Annotated in this window: 22 protein-coding genes; 16 read left to right on the forward strand and 6 right to left on the reverse strand. The window is 63.9% G+C overall.

The window, feature by feature from the left end:
* The first annotated feature begins 26 nt into the window (after nt 1-26).
* From zwf to eda, 4 genes are all read left to right on the forward strand, one after another.
* Nucleotides 27-1,490: a glucose-6-phosphate dehydrogenase gene (gene zwf, locus B0E51_RS02040; protein WP_077443138.1), complete on the forward strand. Its 1,464-nt coding sequence runs from the start codon at nt 27-29 to the stop codon at nt 1,488-1,490.
* Between the two features lie 119 nt (nt 1,491-1,609).
* A complete protein-coding gene (gene pgl, locus B0E51_RS02045; RefSeq protein ID WP_077443139.1) occupies nt 1,610-2,323 on the forward strand; it encodes a 6-phosphogluconolactonase in 714 nt (237 codons plus the stop codon).
* Between the two features lie 104 nt (nt 2,324-2,427).
* Nucleotides 2,428-4,245, forward strand: coding sequence for a phosphogluconate dehydratase (edd, locus tag B0E51_RS02050; protein ID WP_077443140.1), 1,818 nt, complete (start codon nt 2,428-2,430; stop codon nt 4,243-4,245).
* A 162-nt stretch (nt 4,246-4,407) separates the two neighbouring features.
* Complete coding sequence (gene eda / locus B0E51_RS02055; protein WP_077443141.1) at nt 4,408-5,064, forward strand: bifunctional 4-hydroxy-2-oxoglutarate aldolase/2-dehydro-3-deoxy-phosphogluconate aldolase; 657 nt, start codon at nt 4,408-4,410, stop codon at nt 5,062-5,064.
* A 23-nt stretch (nt 5,065-5,087) separates the two neighbouring features.
* Here eda and B0E51_RS02060 read toward each other — a convergent pair whose 3' ends face one another.
* Nucleotides 5,088-5,789 carry an RNA polymerase sigma factor gene (locus tag B0E51_RS02060; RefSeq protein WP_077443142.1) on the reverse strand — a complete coding sequence of 234 codons (702 nt, stop codon included), beginning with the start codon at nt 5,787-5,789 and terminating at the stop codon, nt 5,088-5,090.
* A gap of 142 nt (nt 5,790-5,931) precedes the next feature.
* Here B0E51_RS02060 and B0E51_RS02065 point away from each other — a divergent pair, with 142 nt between their 5' ends.
* Nucleotides 5,932-6,474: a DUF4142 domain-containing protein gene (locus B0E51_RS02065; RefSeq protein WP_077443296.1), complete on the forward strand. Its 543-nt coding sequence runs from the start codon at nt 5,932-5,934 to the stop codon at nt 6,472-6,474.
* Between the two features lie 10 nt (nt 6,475-6,484).
* Entirely contained in the window at nt 6,485-6,835 is a 351-nt protein-coding gene (locus B0E51_RS02070; protein WP_077443143.1) for a cupredoxin domain-containing protein, read from the forward strand.
* A gap of 89 nt (nt 6,836-6,924) precedes the next feature.
* Here the strand turns inward: B0E51_RS02070 and B0E51_RS02075 are convergent, their stop codons facing one another.
* The 3 genes from B0E51_RS02075 to B0E51_RS02085 all read right to left on the reverse strand — a co-directional run bounded on the left by B0E51_RS02075 (nt 6,925) and on the right by B0E51_RS02085 (nt 11,009).
* Nucleotides 6,925-7,200: a hypothetical protein gene (locus B0E51_RS02075; RefSeq protein WP_254424367.1), complete on the reverse strand. Its 276-nt coding sequence runs from the start codon at nt 7,198-7,200 to the stop codon at nt 6,925-6,927.
* A gap of 268 nt (nt 7,201-7,468) precedes the next feature.
* Nucleotides 7,469-9,919 carry a prolyl oligopeptidase family serine peptidase gene (locus tag B0E51_RS02080; RefSeq protein ID WP_077443145.1) on the reverse strand — a complete coding sequence of 817 codons (2,451 nt, stop codon included), beginning with the start codon at nt 9,917-9,919 and terminating at the stop codon, nt 7,469-7,471.
* A gap of 139 nt (nt 9,920-10,058) precedes the next feature.
* On the reverse strand, nt 10,059-11,009 hold the full coding sequence (locus tag B0E51_RS02085) for a helix-turn-helix domain-containing protein (protein WP_077443146.1): 951 nt from the start codon (nt 11,007-11,009) through the stop codon (nt 10,059-10,061).
* Nucleotides 11,010-11,153: 144 nt separating this feature from the next.
* On the opposite strand from B0E51_RS02085, the gene B0E51_RS02090 reads away from it, so the two are divergent.
* From B0E51_RS02090 to B0E51_RS02130, 9 genes are all read left to right on the forward strand, one after another.
* The gene (locus B0E51_RS02090) at nt 11,154-11,807 is read left to right on the forward strand and encodes a cysteine hydrolase family protein (protein ID WP_077443147.1); all 654 of its coding nucleotides are present in this window, start codon (nt 11,154-11,156) and stop codon (nt 11,805-11,807) included.
* Nucleotides 11,808-11,871: 64 nt separating this feature from the next.
* Complete coding sequence (locus B0E51_RS02095; protein WP_077443297.1) at nt 11,872-12,534, forward strand: alpha/beta hydrolase-fold protein; 663 nt, start codon at nt 11,872-11,874, stop codon at nt 12,532-12,534.
* A gap of 32 nt (nt 12,535-12,566) precedes the next feature.
* Nucleotides 12,567-13,619 carry a histidine kinase gene (locus B0E51_RS02100; protein ID WP_077443148.1) on the forward strand — a complete coding sequence of 351 codons (1,053 nt, stop codon included), beginning with the start codon at nt 12,567-12,569 and terminating at the stop codon, nt 13,617-13,619.
* Nucleotides 13,619-14,323 (forward strand): LytTR family DNA-binding domain-containing protein, encoded by a 705-nt coding sequence (locus B0E51_RS02105; protein WP_077443149.1) that lies wholly within the window; start codon nt 13,619-13,621, stop codon nt 14,321-14,323. Before B0E51_RS02100 ends, B0E51_RS02105 begins: the two co-directional genes overlap by 1 nt.
* Before the next feature lie 585 nt (nt 14,324-14,908).
* Nucleotides 14,909-15,157, forward strand: a complete 249-nt coding sequence (locus B0E51_RS02115) for a DUF1272 domain-containing protein (protein WP_077443298.1) — start codon at nt 14,909-14,911, stop codon at nt 15,155-15,157.
* Nucleotides 15,158-15,189: 32 nt separating this feature from the next.
* Nucleotides 15,190-15,480 carry a hypothetical protein gene (locus B0E51_RS19070; protein WP_143525758.1) on the forward strand — a complete coding sequence of 97 codons (291 nt, stop codon included), beginning with the start codon at nt 15,190-15,192 and terminating at the stop codon, nt 15,478-15,480.
* Between the two features lie 109 nt (nt 15,481-15,589).
* Nucleotides 15,590-16,012, forward strand: coding sequence for an SgcJ/EcaC family oxidoreductase (locus tag B0E51_RS02120; protein WP_077443151.1), 423 nt, complete (start codon nt 15,590-15,592; stop codon nt 16,010-16,012).
* A 166-nt stretch (nt 16,013-16,178) separates the two neighbouring features.
* Nucleotides 16,179-16,568: a VOC family protein gene (locus B0E51_RS02125; protein WP_077443299.1), complete on the forward strand. Its 390-nt coding sequence runs from the start codon at nt 16,179-16,181 to the stop codon at nt 16,566-16,568.
* 101 nt (nt 16,569-16,669) lie between these two features.
* Nucleotides 16,670-17,050 carry a VOC family protein gene (locus tag B0E51_RS02130; protein ID WP_077443152.1) on the forward strand — a complete coding sequence of 127 codons (381 nt, stop codon included), beginning with the start codon at nt 16,670-16,672 and terminating at the stop codon, nt 17,048-17,050.
* Between the two features lie 260 nt (nt 17,051-17,310).
* Here the strand turns inward: B0E51_RS02130 and gnd are convergent, their stop codons facing one another.
* The gene (gnd, locus tag B0E51_RS02135; RefSeq protein WP_077443153.1) at nt 17,311-18,216 is read right to left on the reverse strand and encodes a phosphogluconate dehydrogenase (NAD(+)-dependent, decarboxylating); all 906 of its coding nucleotides are present in this window, start codon (nt 18,214-18,216) and stop codon (nt 17,311-17,313) included.
* Between the two features lie 64 nt (nt 18,217-18,280).
* Nucleotides 18,281-19,630 (reverse strand): glucoamylase family protein, encoded by a 1,350-nt coding sequence (locus B0E51_RS02140; RefSeq protein ID WP_077443300.1) that lies wholly within the window; start codon nt 19,628-19,630, stop codon nt 18,281-18,283.
* 184 nt (nt 19,631-19,814) lie between these two features.
* Between B0E51_RS02140 and B0E51_RS02145 the strand changes: the two genes are divergently transcribed.
* Nucleotides 19,815-23,687, forward strand: coding sequence for a glycosyl transferase family 36 (locus B0E51_RS02145; RefSeq protein WP_077443154.1), 3,873 nt, complete (start codon nt 19,815-19,817; stop codon nt 23,685-23,687).
* Nucleotides 23,688-23,848 lie beyond the last annotated feature (161 nt).

The raw sequence follows: 23,848 nt of genomic DNA on the forward strand, positions 1-23,848 counted from the left end.
ATCCGGCATCGAGTCGAGGTGACTGCGTGACTGCTTCCTCCCAATCGGTCGAACCGTTCGACCTGGTGATTTTCGGTGGCACTGGCGATCTCGCCGTGCGCAAGCTGCTGCCGGCCCTGTTCCATCGCTTCCTCGACGGCCAGATCCCGGCCAGCAGCCGGATCATCGGCATCGCCCGCGAAGCGCTGGACGACGCTGGCTACCGCGCGCTGTTGCGTGAGGCGCTGATCAGCATCTGCGACGCGGCCAGGCTCGACACCTTCCTGCAACAGGTGTTCTACCGCCCGCTGGACGCGCGCAAGGACGACGGCTGGGACGATTTCGCCGGCTTCATCGGTGCACAGCCCGATCATGTACGGGTGTTCTACCTGTCGACGTCGCCGGAGCTGTTCGTCGACATCTGCGGCCGCCTTGGCCATTACCGGCTCAATGAAGGCGCCTCGCGCGTGGTGCTGGAGAAGCCGATCGGCCGCGACCTCGCCAGCGCGAACCAGATCAACGACGCGGTCGGCAAGGTCTTCAGCGAATCGCAGACCTTCCGCATCGACCACTACCTCGGCAAGGAAACGGTGCAGAACCTGCTGGTGCTGCGCTTCGGCAATGCGCTGTTCGAGCCGCTGTGGAACGCCGGACACATCGACCACGTGCAGATCACCGTCGGCGAAACGCTAGGCGTAGGCCATCGCGGCGCGTACTACGACCGCGCCGGCGCGCTGCGCGACATGGTGCAGAACCACATGCTGCAACTGCTGTGCATGGTGGCGATGGAGCCGCCGTCGTCGCTGGCGCCCGATGCGGTGCGCGACGAGAAGCTGAAGGTGCTGCACTCGCTGAAACCGATCGACGACAGCAACGCCGCCCAGCTCACCGTGCGCGGCCAGTACCGTGCCGGCGTAGCCGAAGGCGCCAGCGTGCCCGGTTATCCGGACGAGCTGGGCAACACCAAGTCCAATACCGAAACCTTCGTCGCGCTGAAGGCGGAAATCGCCAACTGGCGCTGGGCCGGCGTGCCGTTCTACCTGCGCACCGGCAAGCGGTTGCCGAGCCGTGTCTCGGAGATCGTGGTCACCTTCAAGCCGGTACCGCATTCGATCTTCCATGCCGATGCCGGCACGCTGAAGCAGAACCGGCTGGTGCTGCGGCTGCAGCCGGATGAAGGCGTGAAGCTGTGGCTGACCATCAAGCACCCCGGCCCGGGCGGCCTGCGCCTGCGTCATGTACCGCTGGACATGAGTTTCGCCGAGGCGTTCGGCGTGCAGCAGCCGGATGCATACGAGCGCTTGCTGCTCGACGTGGTGCGCGGCAACCCGACCCTGTTCATGCGTCGCGATGAAGTGGAAGCGGCATGGCGCTGGGCCGGCCCGATCCTCGCCGCCTGGTCCGCCAGTGGCGAAGCGCCGCGGCCGTATGCCGCCGGCAGCTGGGGGCCGAGCGCCGCCGTGGCACTGATCGAACGCGATGGCCGTACGTGGAATGAAGACAGTGAATAACCCACGATCTTTACTGTCGCTTCACCCGGCCATGCCGACGTGTGCCGCAGACTTTGCCTCCCCTCTCCCAGCGAAGTGCGCCGGCATCCTCTGATCAGCGGGCGTACCACGATCCTTTCATGACTACTCATCTGAACGTCACCACGCACAGCTTCACCGACGGCAACGCACAGGCCGTGGCGCTGGCCGAGCGGATCGCCGAACGCCTGCGCCATGCGCTGGCCGAACGCGGCCACGCCACCGTTGCCGTCTCCGGCGGCAGTACGCCGAAGGATTTCTTTGCGCGACTGTCGCAAGAAGCGCTGGACTGGCAGCACGTGCAAGTCACCCTGGTCGATGAACGCTGGGTGCCGGACAGCGACGAGCGCTCCAATGCGCGGCTGGTGAAATCGCTGCTGTTGCAGCACCAGGCCGCAGCTGCCACGTTCGTGCCGCTCTACACCGGCGCAGCTACACCCGAGGAAGGTCTGGCCGTGGCCGCCGCACGCATCGACGCACTGCCGTCGCCGTTCGATGCCGTGGTGCTGGGCATGGGCGACGACGGCCACACCGCCTCGTTCTTCCCCGGTGGCGACCATCTCGCCGCGGCGCTGGACCTCGAAGGCCATGCCCGCGTATTGCCGATGCACGCACCGGGCGCAGGCGAACCGCGCATCACGCTCAGCCTGCCAACCCTGCTCGATACCCGCGCGCTGTACCTGCTGGTGACGGGCGAGCACAAGCGCGAACTGCTCGCCGATGTCCGGCTGGGCCTGGATACCGCAAAGGATTATCCGGTGCGCGCCGTGATGACCCAGCAGCGCGTACCGGTGGCGGTGTACTGGTGCCCGTGAAGGCGAGAAGCGAAAGACGAGGAGTGAGAAGTGAGAGAAATGCGCCGACCACTTTCGCCTTCTCTCACTTCTCACTCCTCTCCACTCACTTCTGGATTTGAATCATGAGCACGCTGCATCCCGTCGTTGCCGAAGTCACCGAACGTCTGCGCGAGCGCAGCCGCGAGACGCGCGCGACCTATCTCCAGCGGATCGACGCGATCGATCGGCACGGGCCGCAACGTGAGCATCTGTCCTGCGGCAATCTCGCGCATGGCTTCGCCGCCTGCGGCAGCACGGACAAGGATGCGCTGCGCAACGGCCGGCGTGCCAACCTCGCGATCATCACCGCCTACAACGACATGCTGTCGGCACATCAGCCTTACGAGCGTTATCCCGCACTGATCCGCCAGATCGCCCGCGACGCCGGCTTTACTGCGCAGGTCGCCGGCGGCGTGCCGGCGATGTGCGACGGCGTCACCCAGGGCCAGCCCGGCATGCAGCTGTCGCTGTTCTCGCGCGACCTGATCGCGATGGCCGCTGCGGTGTCGTTGTCGCACGATATGTTCGATGGCGCGCTGTACCTCGGCATCTGCGACAAGATCGTGCCCGGCCTGCTGATCGGCGCGCTGAGCTTCGGTCACCTGCCCGGCGCCTTCGTGCCCAGCGGCCCGATGCCCAGCGGCATACCGAACGAACAGAAATCGAAAGTGCGCCAGGCCTGGGCCGACGGCAAGGCGAGCAAGGCCGAGCTGCTGGAAGTCGAGGCCGCGTCGTATCACGCCCCCGGCACCTGCACCTTCTACGGCACCGCCAACTCCAACCAGATGCTGATGGAGATCATGGGCCTGCATCTGCCCGGTGCCAGCTTCACCGCACCAGACACGCCGCTGCGCGATGCGCTCACTGCCGACGTTGTGCGGCGGGTCAACACGCTCAGTGCGCTGGGCGAGCACTTCCTGCCGATTGGCCACATCATCGACGAGCGCGCGATCATCAATGGGGTAATCGGCCTGCACGCCACCGGCGGCTCCACCAACCACCTGCTACATCTGGTGGCGATCGCTCACGCCGCTGGCATCGCGTTGCGGTGGGATGATTTCGATGCATTGTCCGGCGTGATCCCGCTGCTGGCGCGCGTCTATCCGAATGGCTACGCCGACGTGAACCAGTTCCACGACGCCGGCGGCATGGCGTTCCTGATCGACCAGCTGCTCAGTGCGGGCCTGCTGCATGCCGACGTGAATACCATCTTCGGTACCGGCATGGACGGCTATGCGCAGATTCCGCAGCTGGACGCGGCCGGCGCATTGCACTGGATGCCGGTGTCGAAACAAAGCGGCAACCGCGGCGTGCTGCGCGGCATCGACGAACCGTTCCGCGCCGATGGCGGTCTGCGCATGCTGCAGGGCAATCTTGGTCGTGCGGTGATCAAGGTCTCTTCCGTACCGGACGACCGGCTGGTGATCGAGGCGCCGGCGATCGTGTTCCAGGATCAGGACGAAGTGCCCGCGGCGTTCAAGCGCGGCGAGTTGAATCGCGATTTCGTGGCGGTGGTGCGCTTCCAGGGTCCGCAGGCGAACGGCATGCCCGAGCTGCACAAGCTCACCCCGACGCTGACGCTGCTGCAGGACCGCGGCCACCGCATTGCGCTGCTCACCGATGGGCGCATGTCCGGTGCCTCCGGTCGCGTACCGGCGGCGATCCACGTGACGCCGGAAGCGGTGGCCGGTGGCAATATCGCGAAGGTGCGCAACGGCGACATGATTCGCCTGGACGCCTTGAATGGCCGTCTGGACGTCTTGATGGAAAAACACGAACTGGATGCGCGCCTGCCGCACACCACCGACCTGTCTTCCCAGCACAGCGGCATGGGCCGCGAACTGTTCGGCCTGTTCCGGCAGGCGGCGACCACCGCGGATCTAGGTGCCGGCGTGCTTTAGCTTTGCTCCCTCCCCTGCTTGCAGGGGAGGGCCTGGGGTGGGGTGCTCTTGATCTTGATCTCATCGCCAGCTCAAGCAACCCCTCCTCCCGAAGAGGGATTCCCTTCGGTCACAACCTCCCCCTGCTTGCAGGGGGAGGGGACAAAATATCTGGAGCCTCACGTGACCAACAGCATCGAACTCAAGCAGCAACAGATCGAAACCACGATGCGGCTGGCACCGGTGATTCCGGTGGTGGTGATCGACGACGCACGACACGCGGTGCCGATGGCGCGCGTCCTGGTCGCCGGTGGCACGCCCGCGATCGAAGTTACTCTGCGCACAGCAGCCGCACTGGAAGCGATCCGCGCGATTGCCGCCGAAGTGGAGGGCGCGATGATCGGCGTCGGCACCGTGCTCAGCGCGCGTGATCTGAAGGCAGCACAACAGGCCGGCGCGCGCTTCGCAGTCTCGCCGGGCGTCTCGCCATACCTGCTCGACGCTGCCGACGACAGCGAACTGCCACTGCTGCCCGGCGCCGCTACCGCCAGCGAAGTGATGGCCCTGCTCGAACGCGGTTACCGTCATCTCAAATTCTTCCCGGCGGTGCCGGCCGGTGGCCACAAGCTGCTCGGCGCCTGGGCCAGCCCGCTGCCGCAGGTTCGCTTCTGCCCTACTGGCGGCATCAGCCTCGCCAGTGCACCGGATTTCCTTGCCTTGTCCAACGTGATCTGTGTCGGCGGTTCGTGGCTGACTCCAGCCAGCCTGCTCGCCACCAGCGACTGGCCGGCCATCGAACTGCTTGCACGCGAAGCCGCCGGTCTGCACCGGCTCGCCTGAATCCGGACTTCCGCGATACTGGACTATGGTGACTCGGCCTCCAGCCGCGCCATCACCGCCTCGGTAACACGGGCGCAGCGCTGGCCCATGAACGGGAACGCCTCGCTCATGGTGGCAGCCAGTGTTCCCTGCAATGACGCACGCAGCAGCCGGCGTGCGCGATGCAGGCGGGTCTTCACCGTCTCCGGCTTGATCGCCAGCTGGCTGGCGGTTTCCTCGACGGTGCACTCCTCGATCTCGCGCATCACGTAGACCGTGCGGAACGCCTCCGGCAATTCGTCGATGGCATGTTCGAGCAGGTGGCGGATCTGTGCGCGGGCAGCGGATACGGCCGGATCCTCATTGCCGAATTTCGAAGGAAACTGGATGACCTGGTGACTATCGTCCGCAGCCGCATCGATCTGTTCCAGCCCGACCATGCTGTGGCGCTTGCGCAGCCGGCCGCGCGCCTCGTTCAGCACGATGCTGGTCAGCCAGGTCAGCAGGGTCGAGTCACCGCGAAACGTGTCCAGCTTGTTGTAGGCGCGCATATACGATTCCTGCAGCACGTCCTCCGCTTCCGAGTCCTCGCCGACCACGCTGCGCGCAATGCGGAACAACCGCTGGTTGCAGCGCTGCATGATGTGGCGGAACGCTTCACGCTGGCCGTTACGGACCAGCGCCACCAGCGCGTTGTCGTCCAGTGCGGCGTAATCGACGGGGGCTAGTTTGACGGGCAAGGTCATGGTTCTCTCCTTTTACACCTGATCGGATGCGGCAGCCGCCCGCGAGGTTCCCGACCCGGGCACCGGAACCCCGGAGTCGCTGCTGCATCCCATGGGCACCGGCACGCTGCTGCCATTTCGCCCATCCAAGGAGATACCACTCATGAACAAGCCACTGCTTGCCGTCGCCCTCGCTTTTGGCATCGCTTCCGTCGCCAGTGTGCAGGCCCAGACCCCCGCTGCCAGCCCCGCACCGGCCATCAACGACGCGCAGATCGCGCACATCGCCTATACCGCCGGAGTGATCGACGTCACCGCCGCCAAGCAGGCTCTGCAGAAGTCGCACAACAAGGCGGTGCGTGCGTTCGCCGAGGAAATGCAGCGCGACCATACGGCAGTCAATGACCAGGCGCTGGCGCTGGTGAAGAAGCTGGGCGTGACGCCGGAGAACAACCCGACCAGTGAGTCACTCTCGAAGAACGCCGCCGCCGAACTCAAGACGCTGGCAGCACTCAAGGGCAGCGCGTTCGACAAGGCTTACGTCGACAACGAAGTGGCGTATCACAAGGCCGTCAACGGCGCGTTGAGCGGCACGCTGATCCCGTCGGCACAGAACGCGGAGCTGAAGTCGCTGCTGGAAACCGGTCTCAAGCTGTTCCAGTCGCACCAGGCACACGCCGAGCATCTCGCGCAGAGCCTGAAGTAAGGAATCCTCCATGCTCCGCATGACGATTCTTTTCGCCAGCCTGCTGGCGCTGACCGGCGGTTTCGCACCGGCCAATGCCGCCACCGCGGCGAAGCAGCAGCCGGCGGCGCAAGCCCAGCGCGTGCATGTGATCGTGATCGACCAGATGCAGTACGGCCCGATGCCGACCGGCGTCCGCGCCGGCGACATCATCGAATGGACCAATCACGACATCCTCGAACACAGCGCCACTGCCCGCGACGGCCAATTCGACATCGACCTGAAACCGGACACCAGCGGACGCATCACTGTTACCGCCGGCACGCTCGCGTTCTTCTGCAAGTTCCACCCCACCATGACGGGCACCGTGGTGGTCAAGTAACCCGGCAAGAACTCTGAAGTCTGTTACGGGGTTGTGGCGCCTTCACACGGCGCCACAACGTGGGGCAAATGAGTCACCTGATCAGTCACTCACTGAGCCCTGGTGAGCTCGACGCCATCAACCACCATCTTCCACTTGCCCTGGTCTTCATGCGGCGGCGTGGTTACCACGAACGTGGTCTTGATGGGGCCGATGCCGACGACGAAGTTGTTACCCTCGAAGCTCTTCAATGGGCCATTCATGGAGGTGTTTTCATTGCCGCTCTGGCGTTTGTAGGCAACGCTGCCGTCCTGCTTGATACTCAGGGACATTTGCGAGGATTGCCACTGGCCAGCGTAGGCTGCCTTGTCGGGTGGCAGCGGCATCGAGCAGCTTGCAAGCAGCAGGCAAGCTGCCGCGAGGGCCAACCGTAACTTGCGCATGTTTTTCCCCTCATGACCGAAGGCGTGAGTAAAACGGCAATCAAGCTACTCGCGTCCGCCTGGCATTGCACGTGTCCACAGCCCAACCGTGAATCAGAGATACAACGCGCCGAGATCGTGGTGATGTCCTGATGTGATCGTCCGCATGAAACCGCGAGGCGGCGATCGTGCTCCTCGCGGTTTCACGGCATCACATCCGGCGACGAATCACTCAGCTACCCGATGCGTTGCTCACCGGCTTCACATACGTCTGAAACAACTCGTCAATCCGCCGATATTCGTCGTACCACGAATCGGCGTGCACGAAGCCATGTCGTTCCAGCGGGTACAGCGAGATCCAGAAATTCTTCTTGTGCAGTTCGATGAAGCGCTGGTACAGGCGGATCGAATCGGCAGCCATCACGTTGTCGTCGATCAGGCCGTGCTGGATCAGCAATGGGTCCTGCAGCTTGTCGGCGTATTCGATCGGCGAGCTGGTCTGGTACGCCGCAGGATCGAGCTGTGGATCGTTGAGGATGTCGGCGGTGTATTCGTGGTTGTACAGCGTCCAGTCGCTGACCGGGCGCAAGGCGGCGCCCGCGGCGAATTCACCCGGCGCGCGCAGCAGCGCCATCTCGGTCATGAAGCCACCGTAGCTGCCGCCATAGATGCCGACACGCTTCGCATCGATGCCGTGGTTCTTCACCAGCCATGCCTTGCCGTCGAGCAGGTCTTCCAGCTCGGGATGGCCCATCTTCTCGTAGATCGCAGTGCGCCAGGCGCGGCCGTAGCCTTCCGAGGCGCGGTAGTCCATGTCGAGCACCACGTAACCCTGCTGCACCAGCAGATTGTGGAACATCTGCTCGCGGAAGTAATACGTGGATGACAGCGTGACGTTCTGCAGGTAGCCGGCGCCGTGCACGAAGATCACCGCGGGGCGAGATGCTGCGGCAGCCTCGTCGGCTGGCCCGTAGTATTTCGCGTAGATCACCCCGGCGCCGTGCGAGGACGGCACCTCGACGATCTTCGGTGCGATCCAGTCATGCGCGGTGTAGGCCGGCTTCATCGTGTTGGTCAGCTCGCGCGCCGCGCCGCCGCTGCTCGACTGCACCGCAAGCTGCGCGAACACGTAGGGCGAGGAATGCAGCACGGCGAGCTGGCTGCCGTCCGGCGACAGCTTGAAGTCGTCCATGCCCTGGTAGCTGGTGATGCGGCTAAGCGCACCGCCATCGACCGGCAGCCGGTAGACATCGTAGCTATATGGCGCGACCTGGTTGGTACGCACATAGAACCACTTGCCATCGTCGCTGAGCAGCGGATGGCTGACTTCGAACTTGCCGGAGGTCAGCGCCTTTGCCTTGCCATCCAGCGTCTTGGCATAGAGCTGCGACCAGCCGGTTTCCTCGCTCATGTACCACAGCGTGCGGTTGTCCTTGAGCCAGCCGAAATCGTTGAAATTCCAGTTGATCCACGCGTTATCGGTGAGGCGATGCTGGTTGACCAGCACGTGGCGGCTGAAATCGACGTTGGCGATCCAGCGGTCCTTGTTGTCGATCGCGCGCAGCTGGATGGCGAGATGGCTGCCGTCGTCGCTCCACACGATGCCACCGCCACCGCCGTCTTCCGAATTGGCGATGATGCGCACCGCGCGCAGCTCCGGTGCCTTCAGCGCCTTCGCTTCATCCTGCTTGCCGGCCTTCTCCAGCGCGGCGACGGACTGCGCGCGCAGCGCCTTGAGCGGATCGTCCTTGATGCCCGGCAGGCTGTCGGTCTTCAGCGGGTATTGCTGGTGGTTCTGCAGATCAAGCAGCAGCAGCGACTGCGGCGTGGGATCGTTGCGACCGACATAGGTGCGCGCGTTCTGCGGTTCGGTATAGCCGCTGTCCGTGACGTAATGGTTGACCTTCGGCGCCTCGCCCCTCGCGTGATCCTTCGGCACTGTCACCAGCAGCAGCCAGCGGCCATCCGGCGACAGTTCGGTATCGACCGCGCGAGACTTGTCGCCCAGCCAGAACGGTCGCGGCGCGCGACCCGGATCGGCCGCATCGAGCGCCTTGTCCTCGTCGCGCATGGCCTGCTTGTCGGCCTTGATCTCGCGCAGCGTCTTGAACAGCTTGAGCTGCAGCTCGCCCAGGTCGTCGGGCTGCTTGGCCTGCGGATCGTCGGCGAAATTCAGCACCGCCACCGGTGCCGCGACACCACTCGCCAGGTCGTAGCTGTACCAGTCGTTGCCGTCGCGGTACTGCAGCGCACGACCGTCGGCGGAGAACTGCGGCGAGGACTCCTCCTGCGGCGTGCGCGTCACCTGCTGGCGCCGGCCATTGGCCACATCGACCACGAACACATCGCCATGCAGGATGAACGCCGCATGCCGGTGCGCGCGATCGAACACCGCCTGACCGTCGGCCTGCGCCATCGCGGCCGGGTCGAGCTTCATGCTCTGCCCGCTGGCCGGATCGAGCTTGTACAGATCGCGCACCGGGCTGCCGTCACGCTTCAGCGAGTAATACAGGCTGCGCCCATCCACGCTCCAGTACGGCGACTCCACCGCCTGCCCGATCCAGTCGGGATTGGCCATGATGGTTTCCAGGTCGAGCGGGCCGGCCGCCGTTGCCGGCGGTGTGGCGGCCACCGCAGGCAGCACACAGAAGGCGATCAGGCTGGCAAGCAGTACTCGACGCATGGATGTATCCCCAAGCAAAAAACCAGCATAGCCGAGCATGGCGATATCGCGCGAAGGGCTGTGCCATAAGTCACGGGTGCACGGCTGTCTGACATTGCGCGGTACACCGTGGCGGATTTCGGCCGAAGGCAAGCTTTACTCAGCCTCCTCTGAACTCGCGCCGGTACAGCGACGGCGTTGTATTGAACGTCGCGCCGAAATGCTGACGCATAGACAACGTGGAACCGAAACCGGCACGTTCGGCAATCCATTCGATCGGCTGCGCGGTGGTCTCCAGCAGCCGCTGCGCCAGCGCGAGGCGCTGCACCAACAACCACTGCCCAACCGTGGTGCCGGTGTGCTGGCGGAAATGCCGGGTGAAGCTGCGCCGGCTCATCAGCGCCTTGGTGGCAAGCGAATCGAGGCTGTGTGGCGTATCCAGGTGGCGTGCGGCCCAGCCCAGTGTCTTCGTCAGCGGGTTGTCGCTGGCCGTCGCCAGCACCGGCTGCTCGATGTACTGCGCCTGGCTGCCCTGCCGGTGTGGTGGCACTACCAGCGTGCGTGCGATGCGGTTCGTCACCTCTGCACCGAACTGCTTGCGCACTACATGCAGGCAGCAGTCGATACCCGCAGCGGTCCCGGCCGAGGTGAGTACGTCGCCCTCGTCGACGTACAGCACGCTGGGTTCGACCCGCACCTGCGGAAAGCGTCGTGTAAACAGTTCGGTCCAGCGCCAGTGCGTGGTGGCACGACGACCGTCAAGCAGGCCTGCCTCGGCCAGCACATAAGCACCGAGGCACAGACCGACTATCAAAGCGCCACGTCGGTGCGCGCGACGCAGTGCAGCCAGCAGGGGTTCCGGCGCCGGCTCGCGTGCATCGCGCCATGACGGCACCACCACGATGGCCGCCCGCTCCAGTTCACGCAAACCGTACCGCGTACCGATGGTGAAACCGATCTGGCTGCGCAGCTCGCCCGGCTCGACTGCGCATACGCGCACGTCGAACAGCGGTACCGCACCAGCCGCCTCGCCGAATACCGCGCACGGCACCGACAGGTGGAACGGCCGAATCTGGTCGAACGCCGCAATCGCCACACGCGTCGCTGCCATGTCTTCGCTCTTCGATGAATTGGCCCGATTATAGTCATTTATGACATTCGGGCCACTGTCGGCAAGACCTTTCCCCGCGGATCATTTCCCTCGCCGGGACAGCCGTCCCGACCCGCCCAACCGAATCCAGCCAGGAGGAATATCGTGAAGACCCAGACCACCAATCCGCGCCGCGCTCTCGTCGTCATCGATGTGCAGAACGAATACGACACCGGTGGCCTGCGGATCGAATATCCGCCGATTGCCGGTTCACTGCAGAGTATCGGCAAGGCGATGGACGCCGCCCGCGCCGCCGGCATTCCGGTGGTCGTGGTGCAGCAGTCGTCCCCCGCCGATGCACCACTGTTCGCCACCGGTTCGCACGGCTGGCAGCTGCACGAAGTGGTTACCAGCCGCCCTCACGACCACTACCTGAGTAAGGCCCTGCCGAGCGCGTTCGCCGGCACCGATCTGGCTGACTGGCTGCGTCAGAATGAGATCGACACCCTCACCGTGGTCGGCTACATGACGCACAACTGCAACGACACCACGATCAAGCACGCATTCGACGCCGGCCTGCAGGTGGAATTCCTGATGGACGCCTCCGGCAGCGTGTCATATGCGAACCGTGCCGGCTTCGCCAGCGCCGAGGAGATCCATCGCGTGTTCAGCGTGGTCGAGCAGTCGCGCTACGCTGCCGTACTCGGCACCGCTGAATGGATCGACTGCGTGGCAACCCGCAAGCTACCGGAACGCGACAGCATCCACACTTCGCACCAGCGTGCGCTGGGTCAGCTGGCGAAACCTCAAGCGGCTTGAGCCGACAATCGCAAGAGCGGCTGCTACGATGCCGTCCTTGCCGTTTCAGCCGCGAACCGAAGCCATGACCCTGCCCGCCCTCGAACTCGAAACCGCTCCCAACCCAAGCCACAGCGTGATCTGGCTGCACGGCCTTGGTGCCGACGGCAACGACTTCGCGCCGATCGTGCCGCAGCTGGTGGACCGGGCATGGCCGGCGCTGCGCTTCGTGTTTCCGCATGCGCCGGTGCGACCGGTGACGATCAACAACGGCATGTCGATGCGCGCCTGGTACGACATCGCCGCCTTCGATCTCAATGCGCGCCAGGATGAGGCCGGCATGCGCGCGTCGGTGGCCGAGGTGGAAACGCTGATCGCCCGCGAGCATCAGCGCGGCGTGCCGAGTGAGCGAATCGTGCTGGCCGGCTTCTCGCAAGGTGGCGCGATCGCCCTGGCGGCCGGACTGCATCATGCGCAAAAGCTGGCCGGCATCATTGCGCTGTCGACCTATCTTCCGACGTATGCCACACATGCCAGCGAGCGCAGTGCGGCGAACGCGACCATCCCGATTTTCTGGGGTCACGGCAGCATCGATCCGGTGGTCATCCTGCAACGCGGCGTCGATTCCCGCGACGTGCTGCAGTCGCTGGGCTACACCGTGCAATGGCATACCTACCTGATGGCGCACGCGGTCTGCCCCGAAGAGATCGGCGACCTGCGCCACTGGCTCGGCCAGCAGCTGGCGTAGCAGCCGCCTGCGCTTACGGCATACTTGCCCGCATGCGCGCATCCACCTCCACCAGCGGCCCGCATGGCGGCGTCGAGCACAGCCCGCTGCCGGACTTCTGCCGGCTGCCGGCATTGTTCGCCCTGTTCGTGGTCGGCGCACTGACGGTAACCGTGATGTGGCTGGCACGCGACAACCAGCGTGACTTGCCGGCCTACAGCGTCAGCATGCTGTTTGTGACCTGGCTGGCGCTGGTGATCGCGGTGGCGCTGTGCAAGCTGCGCCCGCTGCTGCAGCGTCTGCCCGGACGCATGCCGTATGTCGGCGTGTGGCTGCTGATCGTGTTGATCGTGCTGGTTGCCAGTGCGGTGGCGCGCTGGATCGACGGCTCGCTGCAGATGCACCTGATCGGCAGCAGCATGGGACAGTTCGTGCGCGACAACGCGGTGATCGCCGCCCTGCTCGGAGCCGCCATGCTGCGTTACTTCTACGTGCTGGCGCAGTGGCAAGTGCGATTGGCGGCGGTCAGTCGCGCCCAGGTCGAGGCACTGCAGGCGCGCATCCGCCCGCACTTCCTGTTCAACAGCATGAATACCGTGGCCGCACTGATCCGCATCGATCCAGCGGCGGCAGAACGCACGGTTGAAGACTTGTCCGAGTTGTTCCGCGCGGCGCTTGGCCAGCACGACACTGACAACGGCACGCTGGGGGATGAGCTGGCACTGATCGACCGTTACCTGGCGATCGAACAGCTGCGTTTTGGCACGCGCCTGCGCGTACAGCGCGCACTGGATGACCTGCCCACCGACTTTCCGTTGCCGCGGCTGCTGCTTCAACCGCTGGTGGAGAATGCGGTACGCCACGGCATCCAGCCGCTGCGCGAAGGCGGTGAAGTGAGCCTGCGCGGACAACGCGATGGCAACGGCGTCCGCATCGAGATCAGCAACCCGCTGCCAACCACGCCGGCCGAGCCCGGCAATGGTCATGGCCTAGATAGCGTGCGGCAGCGCGTCGCCTATCGCTATGGACCGCAGGCGAAGGTGCAAGCCGGGCCGCAGGGCGATCGCTTTGTGGTGCTGCTGCAACTGCCGGGACAGCCATCGTGATGCGCGTGCTGATCGTCGATGACGAACCGCTGGCGCGCACGCGACTGGCTGCGCTGCTCGGCGAGTGCGATGGCGTGGAAATCGTCGGCAGTGTCGGCGACGGCGAAGCCGCACTCGGCTCGCTCGGCGAACTGCAGCCGGACGTGTTGCTGCTGGACATCAACATGCCCGGCCTCGATGGCACCACCGTGGCACAACGTCTGGCCGGCCGCGCACGACCACAGGTGATCTTCTGCACCGCCTATGAAGCGCATGCGCTGAAGGCGTTCGAACTGGGTGCCGTGGACTACCTGCTCAAGCCGGTGCGACTGGAGCGCCTGCGCGATGCGCTGCAGCGTGCACAACGCCGACTCGCCGATGCACCACGCGAACCGACCGCCTACCTGCACGGCCGGATGCGCGGTGAACAGGTACGCATCGCGCTCGATGAAGTGATCTGCCTGCTCGCCGAGGAAAAGTACGTGGCCGTGCAACACCGCCGCGGCGAACTGCTGATCGAGGACTCGCTGCGCCAGCTGGAAGATGCCTACCCGGACCAGCTGATCCGCCTGCACCGCAACTGCCTGGTGCCGCCGACGCGCCTGCTCGGCGTGAAAACCCTCGCCGACGGCCGCGTACTGGCCCGCCTCGACGGCACCGAACTCAGCCCCGAGATCAGCCGTCGCAACCTGCCTGCCGTACGCAAGCTGTTGCGGCTTGGCTGAACGCGCGCAAGCGCGATACCAGCAAACATCCCAAGACAGCGACGACTATCACTCCGGATTGTGGGTGACAAGAAATAGCGCGCCAATTCGTGCGATATGCAACGACGCGACGCGTCGGTAGAGCTGTACTCCGTCGCCATCCAAAGCATTGACTCGACAAAGTTTTCATCTGCTTGACGAGCACCGGCCCAAAGCTGAACATCCGGTGCATATGCCCCGATTTGGGGTCTACTTAACGTTAGACAAATCAAAGGATCATCGAGACGTGTCGACTGTCCAGAATCAAAAGCTCAGCGGCTATCTCTTCATGTCCGCTGGCGGCATTTTTTTCGTCGCGGCCGTTGTGGGTGCTGTCTTTGCCAGGCAACCGGCTTTCTATAGCTTCTTTGGTATCGGAGCCGCGTTTGTTGCTATCGGAACCGCTATGTTGCATAGGGCGAAACGCAAATAAGGGCGAGCACATCCGTTGTCGGTCTGCGCTCGTCTCGGCCGTTCATTGTCGCCAAAACATGCTGCGTGGCCACTGTCCAACTCTAGCGTTAGGCTCATTTTTAGTCTTTCTGTAACTGACAAATGGGGGAGGCAATGCTGCAAATTCGCCCAAACTGCGAGTGCTGTGACAAGGACTTGCCTCCCGATTCGGTCGAGGCCGTCATTTGCACGTTCGAGTGCACGTTTTGCTTATCTTGCGCGCAGACCGTTCTTCGCGGCACATGCCCAAACTGCGGCGGCAACTTCAGCCCACGCCCCATCCGCCCTGCGCATTTGTTGATCAAATACCCACCTTCGTCGGAGCGGGTGCTTAAACCAAACGGCTGTGTTGCAGCGGCCTGACTCCAGCGTCAGCCACTTCAGGAGAGTTCGCTGTGGAGTCGAATAAAACCTTTGTGGTATGCATCGACGAGATAAGACAGAACTTTGTCTTTGGCGATACATTTTCTGGTGGTTACACCAGATCCGTAACGATGTCAGATGGATCTGTGCGCGAGATCGCTCTTTGTCCCATGATGAAGAATGGCCATCTTGTCGTCGAGCTCAAGGACGGTGGTCACGTGAGCTATATGGGGCCAAACGGCACTACGACTAATGGCAGTCTGATGATTTCTCTTGCAGAGATAGACGTGCTCACCGACGATTCGGCGGCGTCCACGCGGTGACTCGGCTGCGCCGACGGTACTCGACCAGCAGCCAATCATTCGTTCACGGCGGACGGCTTCGCCCCCTGCTCGACTCCAGCGTCAGGCACCCAAGTCATCCAAGAGACTCATGACCAAAATGAAAAGACCAGAAGATGCCCCTGGTGCATTTGAGGCTGCCTGGAACGCTCACGACATGGCTGCTTTCGGCGGTCTGTTCGATGAAGACGCGACGTTCGTAAATCGCTTCGGGCACTATGTCCAGGGCATCGATGAGATCGTGGCGCTACACGCTCCCATTCACGAAACAATCTATCGCGATTCCACGCTGGAAAATGAGCTGATCGATGTCGCTCACCTTGCTGACGGAGCGGCGGTCATACATTTCTGGAGTCGCCTGGCGGCCGGTGCCGCTCACCCGGCCGGACCACATGAGGTGGATACGCTGATCCTCGCCGTACTGACGAGACGGAACGAGATCTGGCGAATCCGAGCGCTCGAGAATGTGACCATCACAAACCCGCGGACCGGTGAGCCGGTCTTGCGCAGTTAGTGCGGCATTGCGACGTGGATGCATGAAGACCAAGATCGGCCACGGCGAATCTGTGCCTGACAATTCATTCAAGGCAAACGATTTAGCCGCCGCTTGATTCAAGCCTCAGCTGTGCATGGGCACCTCGCAAGTTCGTAAACAGCCGTCTCAACCGGAGGACGCCCGAATGAAGCGTACGTGGACAATCATCGGGGTAGGCAATGTGGCTGGCAGCTTCAAGTGGTACCAGTCGCTCTTTGGCCAGCCGGAGGCGCGGCCCGCCCATGACGACTTCGGGCAGATTCTCGACTCGGATGGCACGGTTTTGCTCTGCCTTCACGAGTGGGGTGCTCACGAACATCCTTCCCTGATGAGTCCCGATCATGGAAAGCCCGGCAACGGCCTCCTGCTGTTTTTCCGTGTGGACGATTTCGACATGGCCCTGCCAAGGGCACGCGCGCTCGTCGCTCGGCTCGAAGAGGAGCCTCACTTGAACCCGAACACAGAAACTCCGGAGTTCTCGCTCCGGGACCCCGACGGGTATTACGTCACGATCAGTGCGCTCCCTGTGGCCTGACAACTCCTTCAGGCCGATCGCCGCGATGCGGCGGCGGTTTAACCTGGGCGTCAGGGGCAGCAGCACATACTGTCGACACCCGGAGATCCAAAGAGACTGCCATGCATTCTTCCCGTCTTTGCGCTCTTTTAATTGATTGCCATGTATCGGATGTCGATCAGGCCGCCAGGTTCTGGGCCGATGCACTGGGCCGCGAGATAGATTCCGACCACCCAGGGACTCGCGGCAATTACCGCATGCTGGCAACACCTCCCGATGAGCCCATTGTCCAGATTCAGCGCGTCGAGCATGAGAGCAGGGTTCACATCGACATTGAAACCGACGACATTCCGGCTGAGGTAGCGCGTCTGGAAGGGCTGGGAGCACACGTGGTTGATCGCCTGGAACGCTGGGTGGTGATGCAGGCTCCCACGGGGCAGCGATTCTGCGTTGTACGCGTCCAGCGCCCGGGATTTCCAAAGAACGCCACGCGCTGGGATTGAGGAGTTCTTGCGGTAATGCAATCGGCACCTGACAAGTAACTCACCGACGCAGGGGGTGAAAGCTCTGCTCGCTCCTTCTGAAGGAAAATGGATACCGACCGCTGTTGCAGTGCGATGACCAGCTTCGCTGTTTTGAAGCACCTCCGGCTTGACTAGCCATTCGGCTGTTGAGAGCCGCCGGAATGACGATGCAGGGGGCTCCCGAAAATTACTCCCTCAAAAGGCACCCAGAGCGCAGCGCCACTCCTTTCTTGGCTGCCTTACTCCTTCTTGATCGCATGCCCGCCAAACTCGTTGCGCATCGAAGACAACAGCTTGTCGGCGAACGAATCGTCGTCGCGCGAACGGAAGCGTTCCATCAGTGACAAGGTGATCACCGGCGCGGACACGTTGAGTTCGAGCGCGGCATCGACGGTCCAGCGGCCTTCGCCGGAGTCGACCACGTATGGGGCGATGCCGTCCATGTTCGGGTTCTTGCTGAGTGCGTCGGTAGTGAGGTCGAGCAGCCAGGAGCGCACCACGCTGCCGTAGCGCCAGATCTCGCCGATCTGGTGCAGGTCGAGGCCGAAATCCTCCTTGTGCTTGAGGATCGAGAAGCCTTCGGCGTAGGCCTGCATCATGCCGTACTCGATGCCGTTGTGGACCATCTTGGTGTAGTGGCCGGAACCGACCGGACCGACGCGGCCCCAGCCCTGGTCCTTGCCGGGCGCCAGCGTCGCGAAGATCGGCCGCAGCGCCTCGACGGCTTTCTCGTCGCCGCCGATCATCATGCTGTAACCCTCCTTCAGACCCCACACGCCGCCGCTGGTGCCGCAGTCGACGTAGTTGAGCTTCTTGTCGGCGTAGGTGGCCGCGCGACGCAGCGTGTCCTTGTAGTTGGAGTTGCCGCCGTCGATCACGGTGTCGCCCGGCGCCAGCGCGGACAGCAGCGCATCAACCGTGTCATCGGTGATCTTGCCGGACGGCACCATCAGCCACAGCACGCGTGGCGCGGGCAGCGCCTTGACCAGCGCCTGCAGCGAGTCGGCCGACGCTCCACCCTGTGCTTCCAGCGCCTTGCGCGCATCCGCGCTCGGATCGAAGCCGGTCACCTTGTGGCCACCTTGCAGCAGACGTTCCGCCATGTTGGCGCCCATCTTGCCGAGACCGATCATGCCAAGTTCCATTGCCTGCTCCAGTGGTAAATGAATTGGGGAAATAAACAGATTACCAGCCGCGCCGACGATGACATCAGGAGCGCCGCTTGTGCTCCGCGTCCAGCCAGCCGCCGGTGAAGCCGGCGCGGCGCAGGCCATCGACGATCCAGCGGCAGCCTCGCATCAGCTCCCACAGCATGCCGCTGCGATGGTTCTCGATCATCAGCAGGATCGGTCCCTGATCCAGACCAAAGAAGTACGGCGACTGCCAGCCCGGGCAGGATGCGTTGACGGATGCACCCGGCCAGGTCTGGTTGATGCTCGCCTTGAAGCCGTAGGGATGTTGATCGTGCAGCTGTAACGTGTGGATGAAATGGTGCACTGTCGGCAGCACGATCTCCGGTGCAAACGGCAGCGAGGCCACCACCGCCCACGGCGCGATGGTGCCATCGTCGAGGCCGTACGGCGCGCCGCGGCCTTCGTAGTCGTAGAACTGGCGTTCGATGCCGTCGATCTTCAGCATCGCCGGGCCGGGACCGTCACTGGCACTGATGCCCCAGCATTCGGCGCCATAACCCTTGAAGCCGAGCGGGTTGTCGATCGCATAGCGCTGCTGGATCTGGGTGGCGCGCCGGCTGTTCTCGAAATAGTCGATGCCCTTCTCGTGCATGTACGCGTCCTGGATGCCGCGAAAGTCGATCCATACCTGCGACAGCTGATGGGTGAACAACGGGCCGCAATACAGGTAGTCGATGTCGTAGCAGCGCTTCCACTCGTAGGTCGAAGCCCAGGCCACAAACGAACTCGGCGGCAGCGGATGGGTCGGCGAGCCGAGCGCCAGCACGTACATGGCCAGGCCCTCGTCATAGCCCTGCCAGCGATGCGGGATGAAGCCGCTCTCCGGATGCCAGCCATGCCCGATGGTGCCGTCGTCGGCCTGTGCCCACGGCCACTCCGCGCGTTGGTAGAGGAAGTTGGCGAGCTCGCGGATCTCCTTCTGCTCGGGCGTATCGGCGTTGAAATACGCCGCCACGGTGAGCATGCCGGCAAACAGGAAAGCGCTGTCCACGGTAGACAGCTCGCACTGCCAGGCACGCTTGCCGGTCTGCATGTCGAGGAAGTGGTAGAAGAAGCCGCGATAACCGGTGGCGTCCGGCTCGGTGCCCTGCCTGCTGTCGCGGAAGAAGCGCAGCGTGGTCAGCGTGCGCTTGATCGCGGTGTCCTTGCTGATCAGACCGCGCTCGACCGCGACCGGGTAACCGCTCAACGCCAGCCCGGTCGCCGTGATACTGGCAGGCCAGTTCGAGTCGTCCGGTGCCGTCTTGTCCTTGACAAGTCCGTTGTGCAGGTTGGTCTCGTACTGGAAGTAAGCGAACGCCTTGTTCTGCAGATGCTGCAGTTGCTGGCCGGATTGCAGGGGATGGCTGAGCGAATGGGAGCGCATGGATCTCGTCAGGGTCAGTCGCGGGAGCAACAACTTGCGAAGCGCAATCGTCGTTCGCCATGGTGGCAGCTCGGCGTCCGGCCATCCTACTCCGCCGCGGAGTGAAGCCCAGGTCGAAGCCTTGACGCCGCGCATGCCGGGATCGGTGCATGCTGGCGCTTTGCTGCCACGGTCAGGACGATCCATGCCATTCCCGTCTTCGCGCACCATCGACCCACGCCAGCATGGCCTGCTGTCGAACGGTCATTACAGCGTGATGCTGAGCAGCAGTGGTTCCGGCTACAGCCAGTGGCATGACCTGGCGGTGACGCGCTGGCGCGAGGATCCTACCCGCGATCCCTGGGGCAGTTATCTGCTGCTGCGTGACGAGGACAGCGGCGCGGTGTGGTCGACCAGCCAGCAGCCGCTTGGTATGCGCATGCCGGATGACGCGGTGGCCTTCAGCGCCGGACGCGCCAGCTTCAGCCGTCGTCACCACAGCCTGCACAGCACGCTGGACGTGGCGGTGGCGTGTGATGCCGACATCGAGTTGCGTCGCCTGACCCTGAGCAATCATGGCGACCGCACGCGCACGTTCTCGATCACCTCGTATGCCGAACTGGTGATCGGTCCGATCGGTGCCGACAACGCGCATCCGGCGTTCTCCAAGATGTTCGTGCAGACCGAGTGGGATGCCGCGCATGGCGTACTTCTGGCCACTCGGCGCCGCCGTGCCGGCAGCGAGGCCGAAGTATGGGCGGCGCACGCGTTGCAGGTCGCGGGGCAAGCCGCCGATGCCACGCCCGAATACGAAACCGACCGCGCGTGCTTTCTCGGTCGCGGCCGCACGCTGCGCCAGGCGCAGGCGATGCAGCCACGTGCCGTGCTGTCGAACAGCGCCGGCTGCGTGCTCGATCCGGTGTTCAGTCTGCGTCGACGCGTCACGCTCGCTCCCAACGCCAGCGTGACCCTGCTGTTGTGGACGCAACTGGCCGACTCACGCGAGGGTGCGCTGGCACTGACGGCGCGATTGGACAGTGCGAATGCCGCCGAGCTGTTGTTTGCCGATGCGGCCAACCATGCCGAAGCCGAACAGCAACGGCTCGGCATCGATGGCGCCCAGGCAGCACGCTTTGCGCACTGGATGGATGCCGTGTTGAGCAGCGATCCAGGCCAACGCGCGGCGCCTGACGTATTAGCGCGCGGTCGCGGTGGCCCACCGACACTGTGGGCCGCCGGCATTTCCGGCGACCGTCCGATCGTGCTGTTGCGGCTGGGTCACTCGGACGCATTGCCACGCGTGCAGGAGTTGTTGCTGGCGCAGAACGTCTGGCACAGCCAGCGGCTGGCAGTCGATGTGGTTCTGTTGAATGGCGCCGACGGTACCGATGGCGATGCACTGCACGGCGTGATCGCGTCGCTGGTGAGCACGCAGCAGGCACTGTTGAAAGCCAGCGATCAGTTGCCCAAGGCCGAGTTGTTTGCATTGCGCGACAACGCGATCAGCGATGACCTGCGCAACGGCCTGCTGACGGTAGCTCGTGTGGTGCTCGACGACACGCCACCCACACCCGCCGTTGCCGCAGCAACGGCGGTGATCACTACGCCACCGGTCATCCGCGCGAGTACACCGGCGGCTGCGATGACAACGGACACCGACAAATCGGAATTCGCCAACGGCCATGGCGGCTTCAGCGACCACGGGCGCAGCTATAGGATCGACCTCGACGACAAACAGCACACACCGGCACCGTGGGTGAATGTGATCGCCAACCCCACGTTCGGCTTCCTGGTCTCGGCCGAAGGCGGTGGTTATGCGTGGTCGCTGAACAGCCAGCAGAATCCGCTGACGCCGTGGCCGAACGATCCGGTCAGCGACAGCCCGCACGAAGTGCTGTATCTGCGCGACGAGGATACCGGCGTGCTGTGGAGCGCCACCGCGCTGCCGATCCGCGTGGACGGCGCGAAGTACGCGGCGACCCACGGCAAGGGCTGGACCCGCTTCAGCAACGACGCACACGGCATCGAGCTGGAGCTGACCCAGTGCGTGCCGACGAACGACTCCATCAAGCTTTCACGACTGCGCCTGTGCAACCGCTCGGGACGAGCGCGTCGGCTGTCGGTCACCGGCTATGTCGAATGGGCGCTGGGCGCGAACGGCACCACGCCGGCGCCGTACGTGATCACCTCACGCGATGCGCCGACCGGTGCGCTGTTCGCACGCAATCCGTGGCGACCCGATTTCGGCGATCGCGTGGCGTTCATCGACCTGGCCGGACAGCAACATTCGATGACCGGCGATCGCCGCGAGTTCCTCGATCCGCTCGGTACGATCATGCGGCCTGCCGTGCTGCGCGATGACCGGCCACTTTCCGGCCGGCTCGGCGCCGGGCTGGATCCGTGCGGCGCGCTGCAGACACGCATCGAGCTGCCGCCGGACACGCAGATCGACATCGTCTTCATGCTCGGCGACGCAGCTTGCGAAGCCGATGCGCAGGCCCTGATCACGAAGTATCGCGCGACCGATATCGATGCCGTGCTCGTCGATGTCGCCGCACAGTGGAACGGCCTGCTCGACACGGTGCAGGTACGCACGCCCGATCGGGCGATGGACATCCTGCTCAACGACTGGCTGCTGTACCAGGTGCTGGGTTGCCGGCTGTGGGCGCGTACCGCGTACTACCAGGCCAGCGGCGCGTACGGCTTCCGCGACCAGTTGCAGGATGTAATGGCGCTGTGTGTGAGTCGCCCCGATCTCGCGCGCGAACATCTGCTGCGTGCTGCCGGTCGCCAGTTTGCCGAAGGCGACGTGCAGCACTGGTGGCTGCCGCCAGGTGGCCAGGGCATCCGCACGAAGATCAGCGATGACCGCATATGGCTCGCCTATGTCGCCATGCACTATGTCGGCGTGACCAGCGACAGCACGGTGCTGGATGAGGTGCTGCCGTTCCTCACCGGCCAGGCAATTCCCGACGGCGCCATCGATGCATTCTTCCAGCCGGCGGCATCGGATCAGCAAGTCTCGATCTATGAGCATTGCGCGCGTGCGCTGGATTCCAGCCTGACCCGCGGTGCACACGACCTGCCGTTGATCGGCACCGGCGACTGGAACGATGGCATGAATGCGGTCGGCGAAAAGGGCCGCGGCGAAAGCAGCTGGCTCGGCTGGTTCCTGCTGAGCACGATCGCTGCGTTTGCGCCATGTGCCGCGCAGCGCGGCGAAAACGAACGCGCCGCGCGCTGGCTGGATTACGCCGACGACCTGCGTGCTGTATTGGAACGCGCCTGGGACGGCCAGTGGTATCGACGCGGTTATTACGACGACGGTGCACCGCTCGGTTCGCACAGCAGCGATGAATGCCGGATCGACACCATCGCGCAATCGTGGAGTGTGATGGCCGGCGCTGCCGACCAGACCCATGCCGCGCAGGCAATGGCATCGGTCGACCAGCTGCTGGTCGATCGCGAGCACCGGATCGCGCGCCTGCTCACCCCGCCGTTCGACCACAGCCAGGAGAACCCCGGCTACATCAAGGGCTATCCACCCGGCGTGCGCGAGAACGGCGGCCAGTACACGCATGGCGCGACCTGGTCGATCTTCGCGTGGGCGAAACTCGGTGACGGCGACCGTGCCGGCGGAATGTTCGATTTGCTCAATCCGATCCATCATGGCGACAACGCCGAAGCGGTGGCGCGCTACAAGGTGGAACCGTATGTCGCCTGCGCCGATGTCTATTCGGTGGGCGCACTGACCGGTCGCGGCGGCTGGACCTGGTACACCGGTTCCGCCGCGTGGCTTTATCGCGGTGGGCTGGAGGCGGTGCTTGGTTTCCACCGGCAGGGCGACAAGCTGCGGATCGATCCGTGCATCCCGAAGGACTGGCCCGGCTTTCAGCTCACTTATCAACACCGCGGCAAGCAGCACGTGAGCCGGTACGAGATCAGCGTGGAGAATCCGGGCAAGGTTTGCCGTGGTGTGGCTGGCGTTGAATTGGATGGTCGAACGCTGACTGCCGGTGATGCTGTCGCTCTGGCTGATGATGGGCAGACGCATCGGTTGCGTGTCGTGCTCGGCTAACCATATCGACGAGCTTTTTCGCTACTTCAGCGGCCCCCGAATCTCCGATTTTCGTCATTCCGCGCAGGCCGGAGGTGCTTCAAAACAGCGAAGCTGGTCATCGCTCTTCAACAGCGAAGCTGTTCATTTAATCGCTTTGTCAGGCATGCGATTCCGGTCTG

It is taken from the genome of Rhodanobacter sp. C05 (genome assembly GCF_002001165.1).
Classification (GTDB): Bacteria; Pseudomonadota; Gammaproteobacteria; order Xanthomonadales; family Rhodanobacteraceae; genus Rhodanobacter.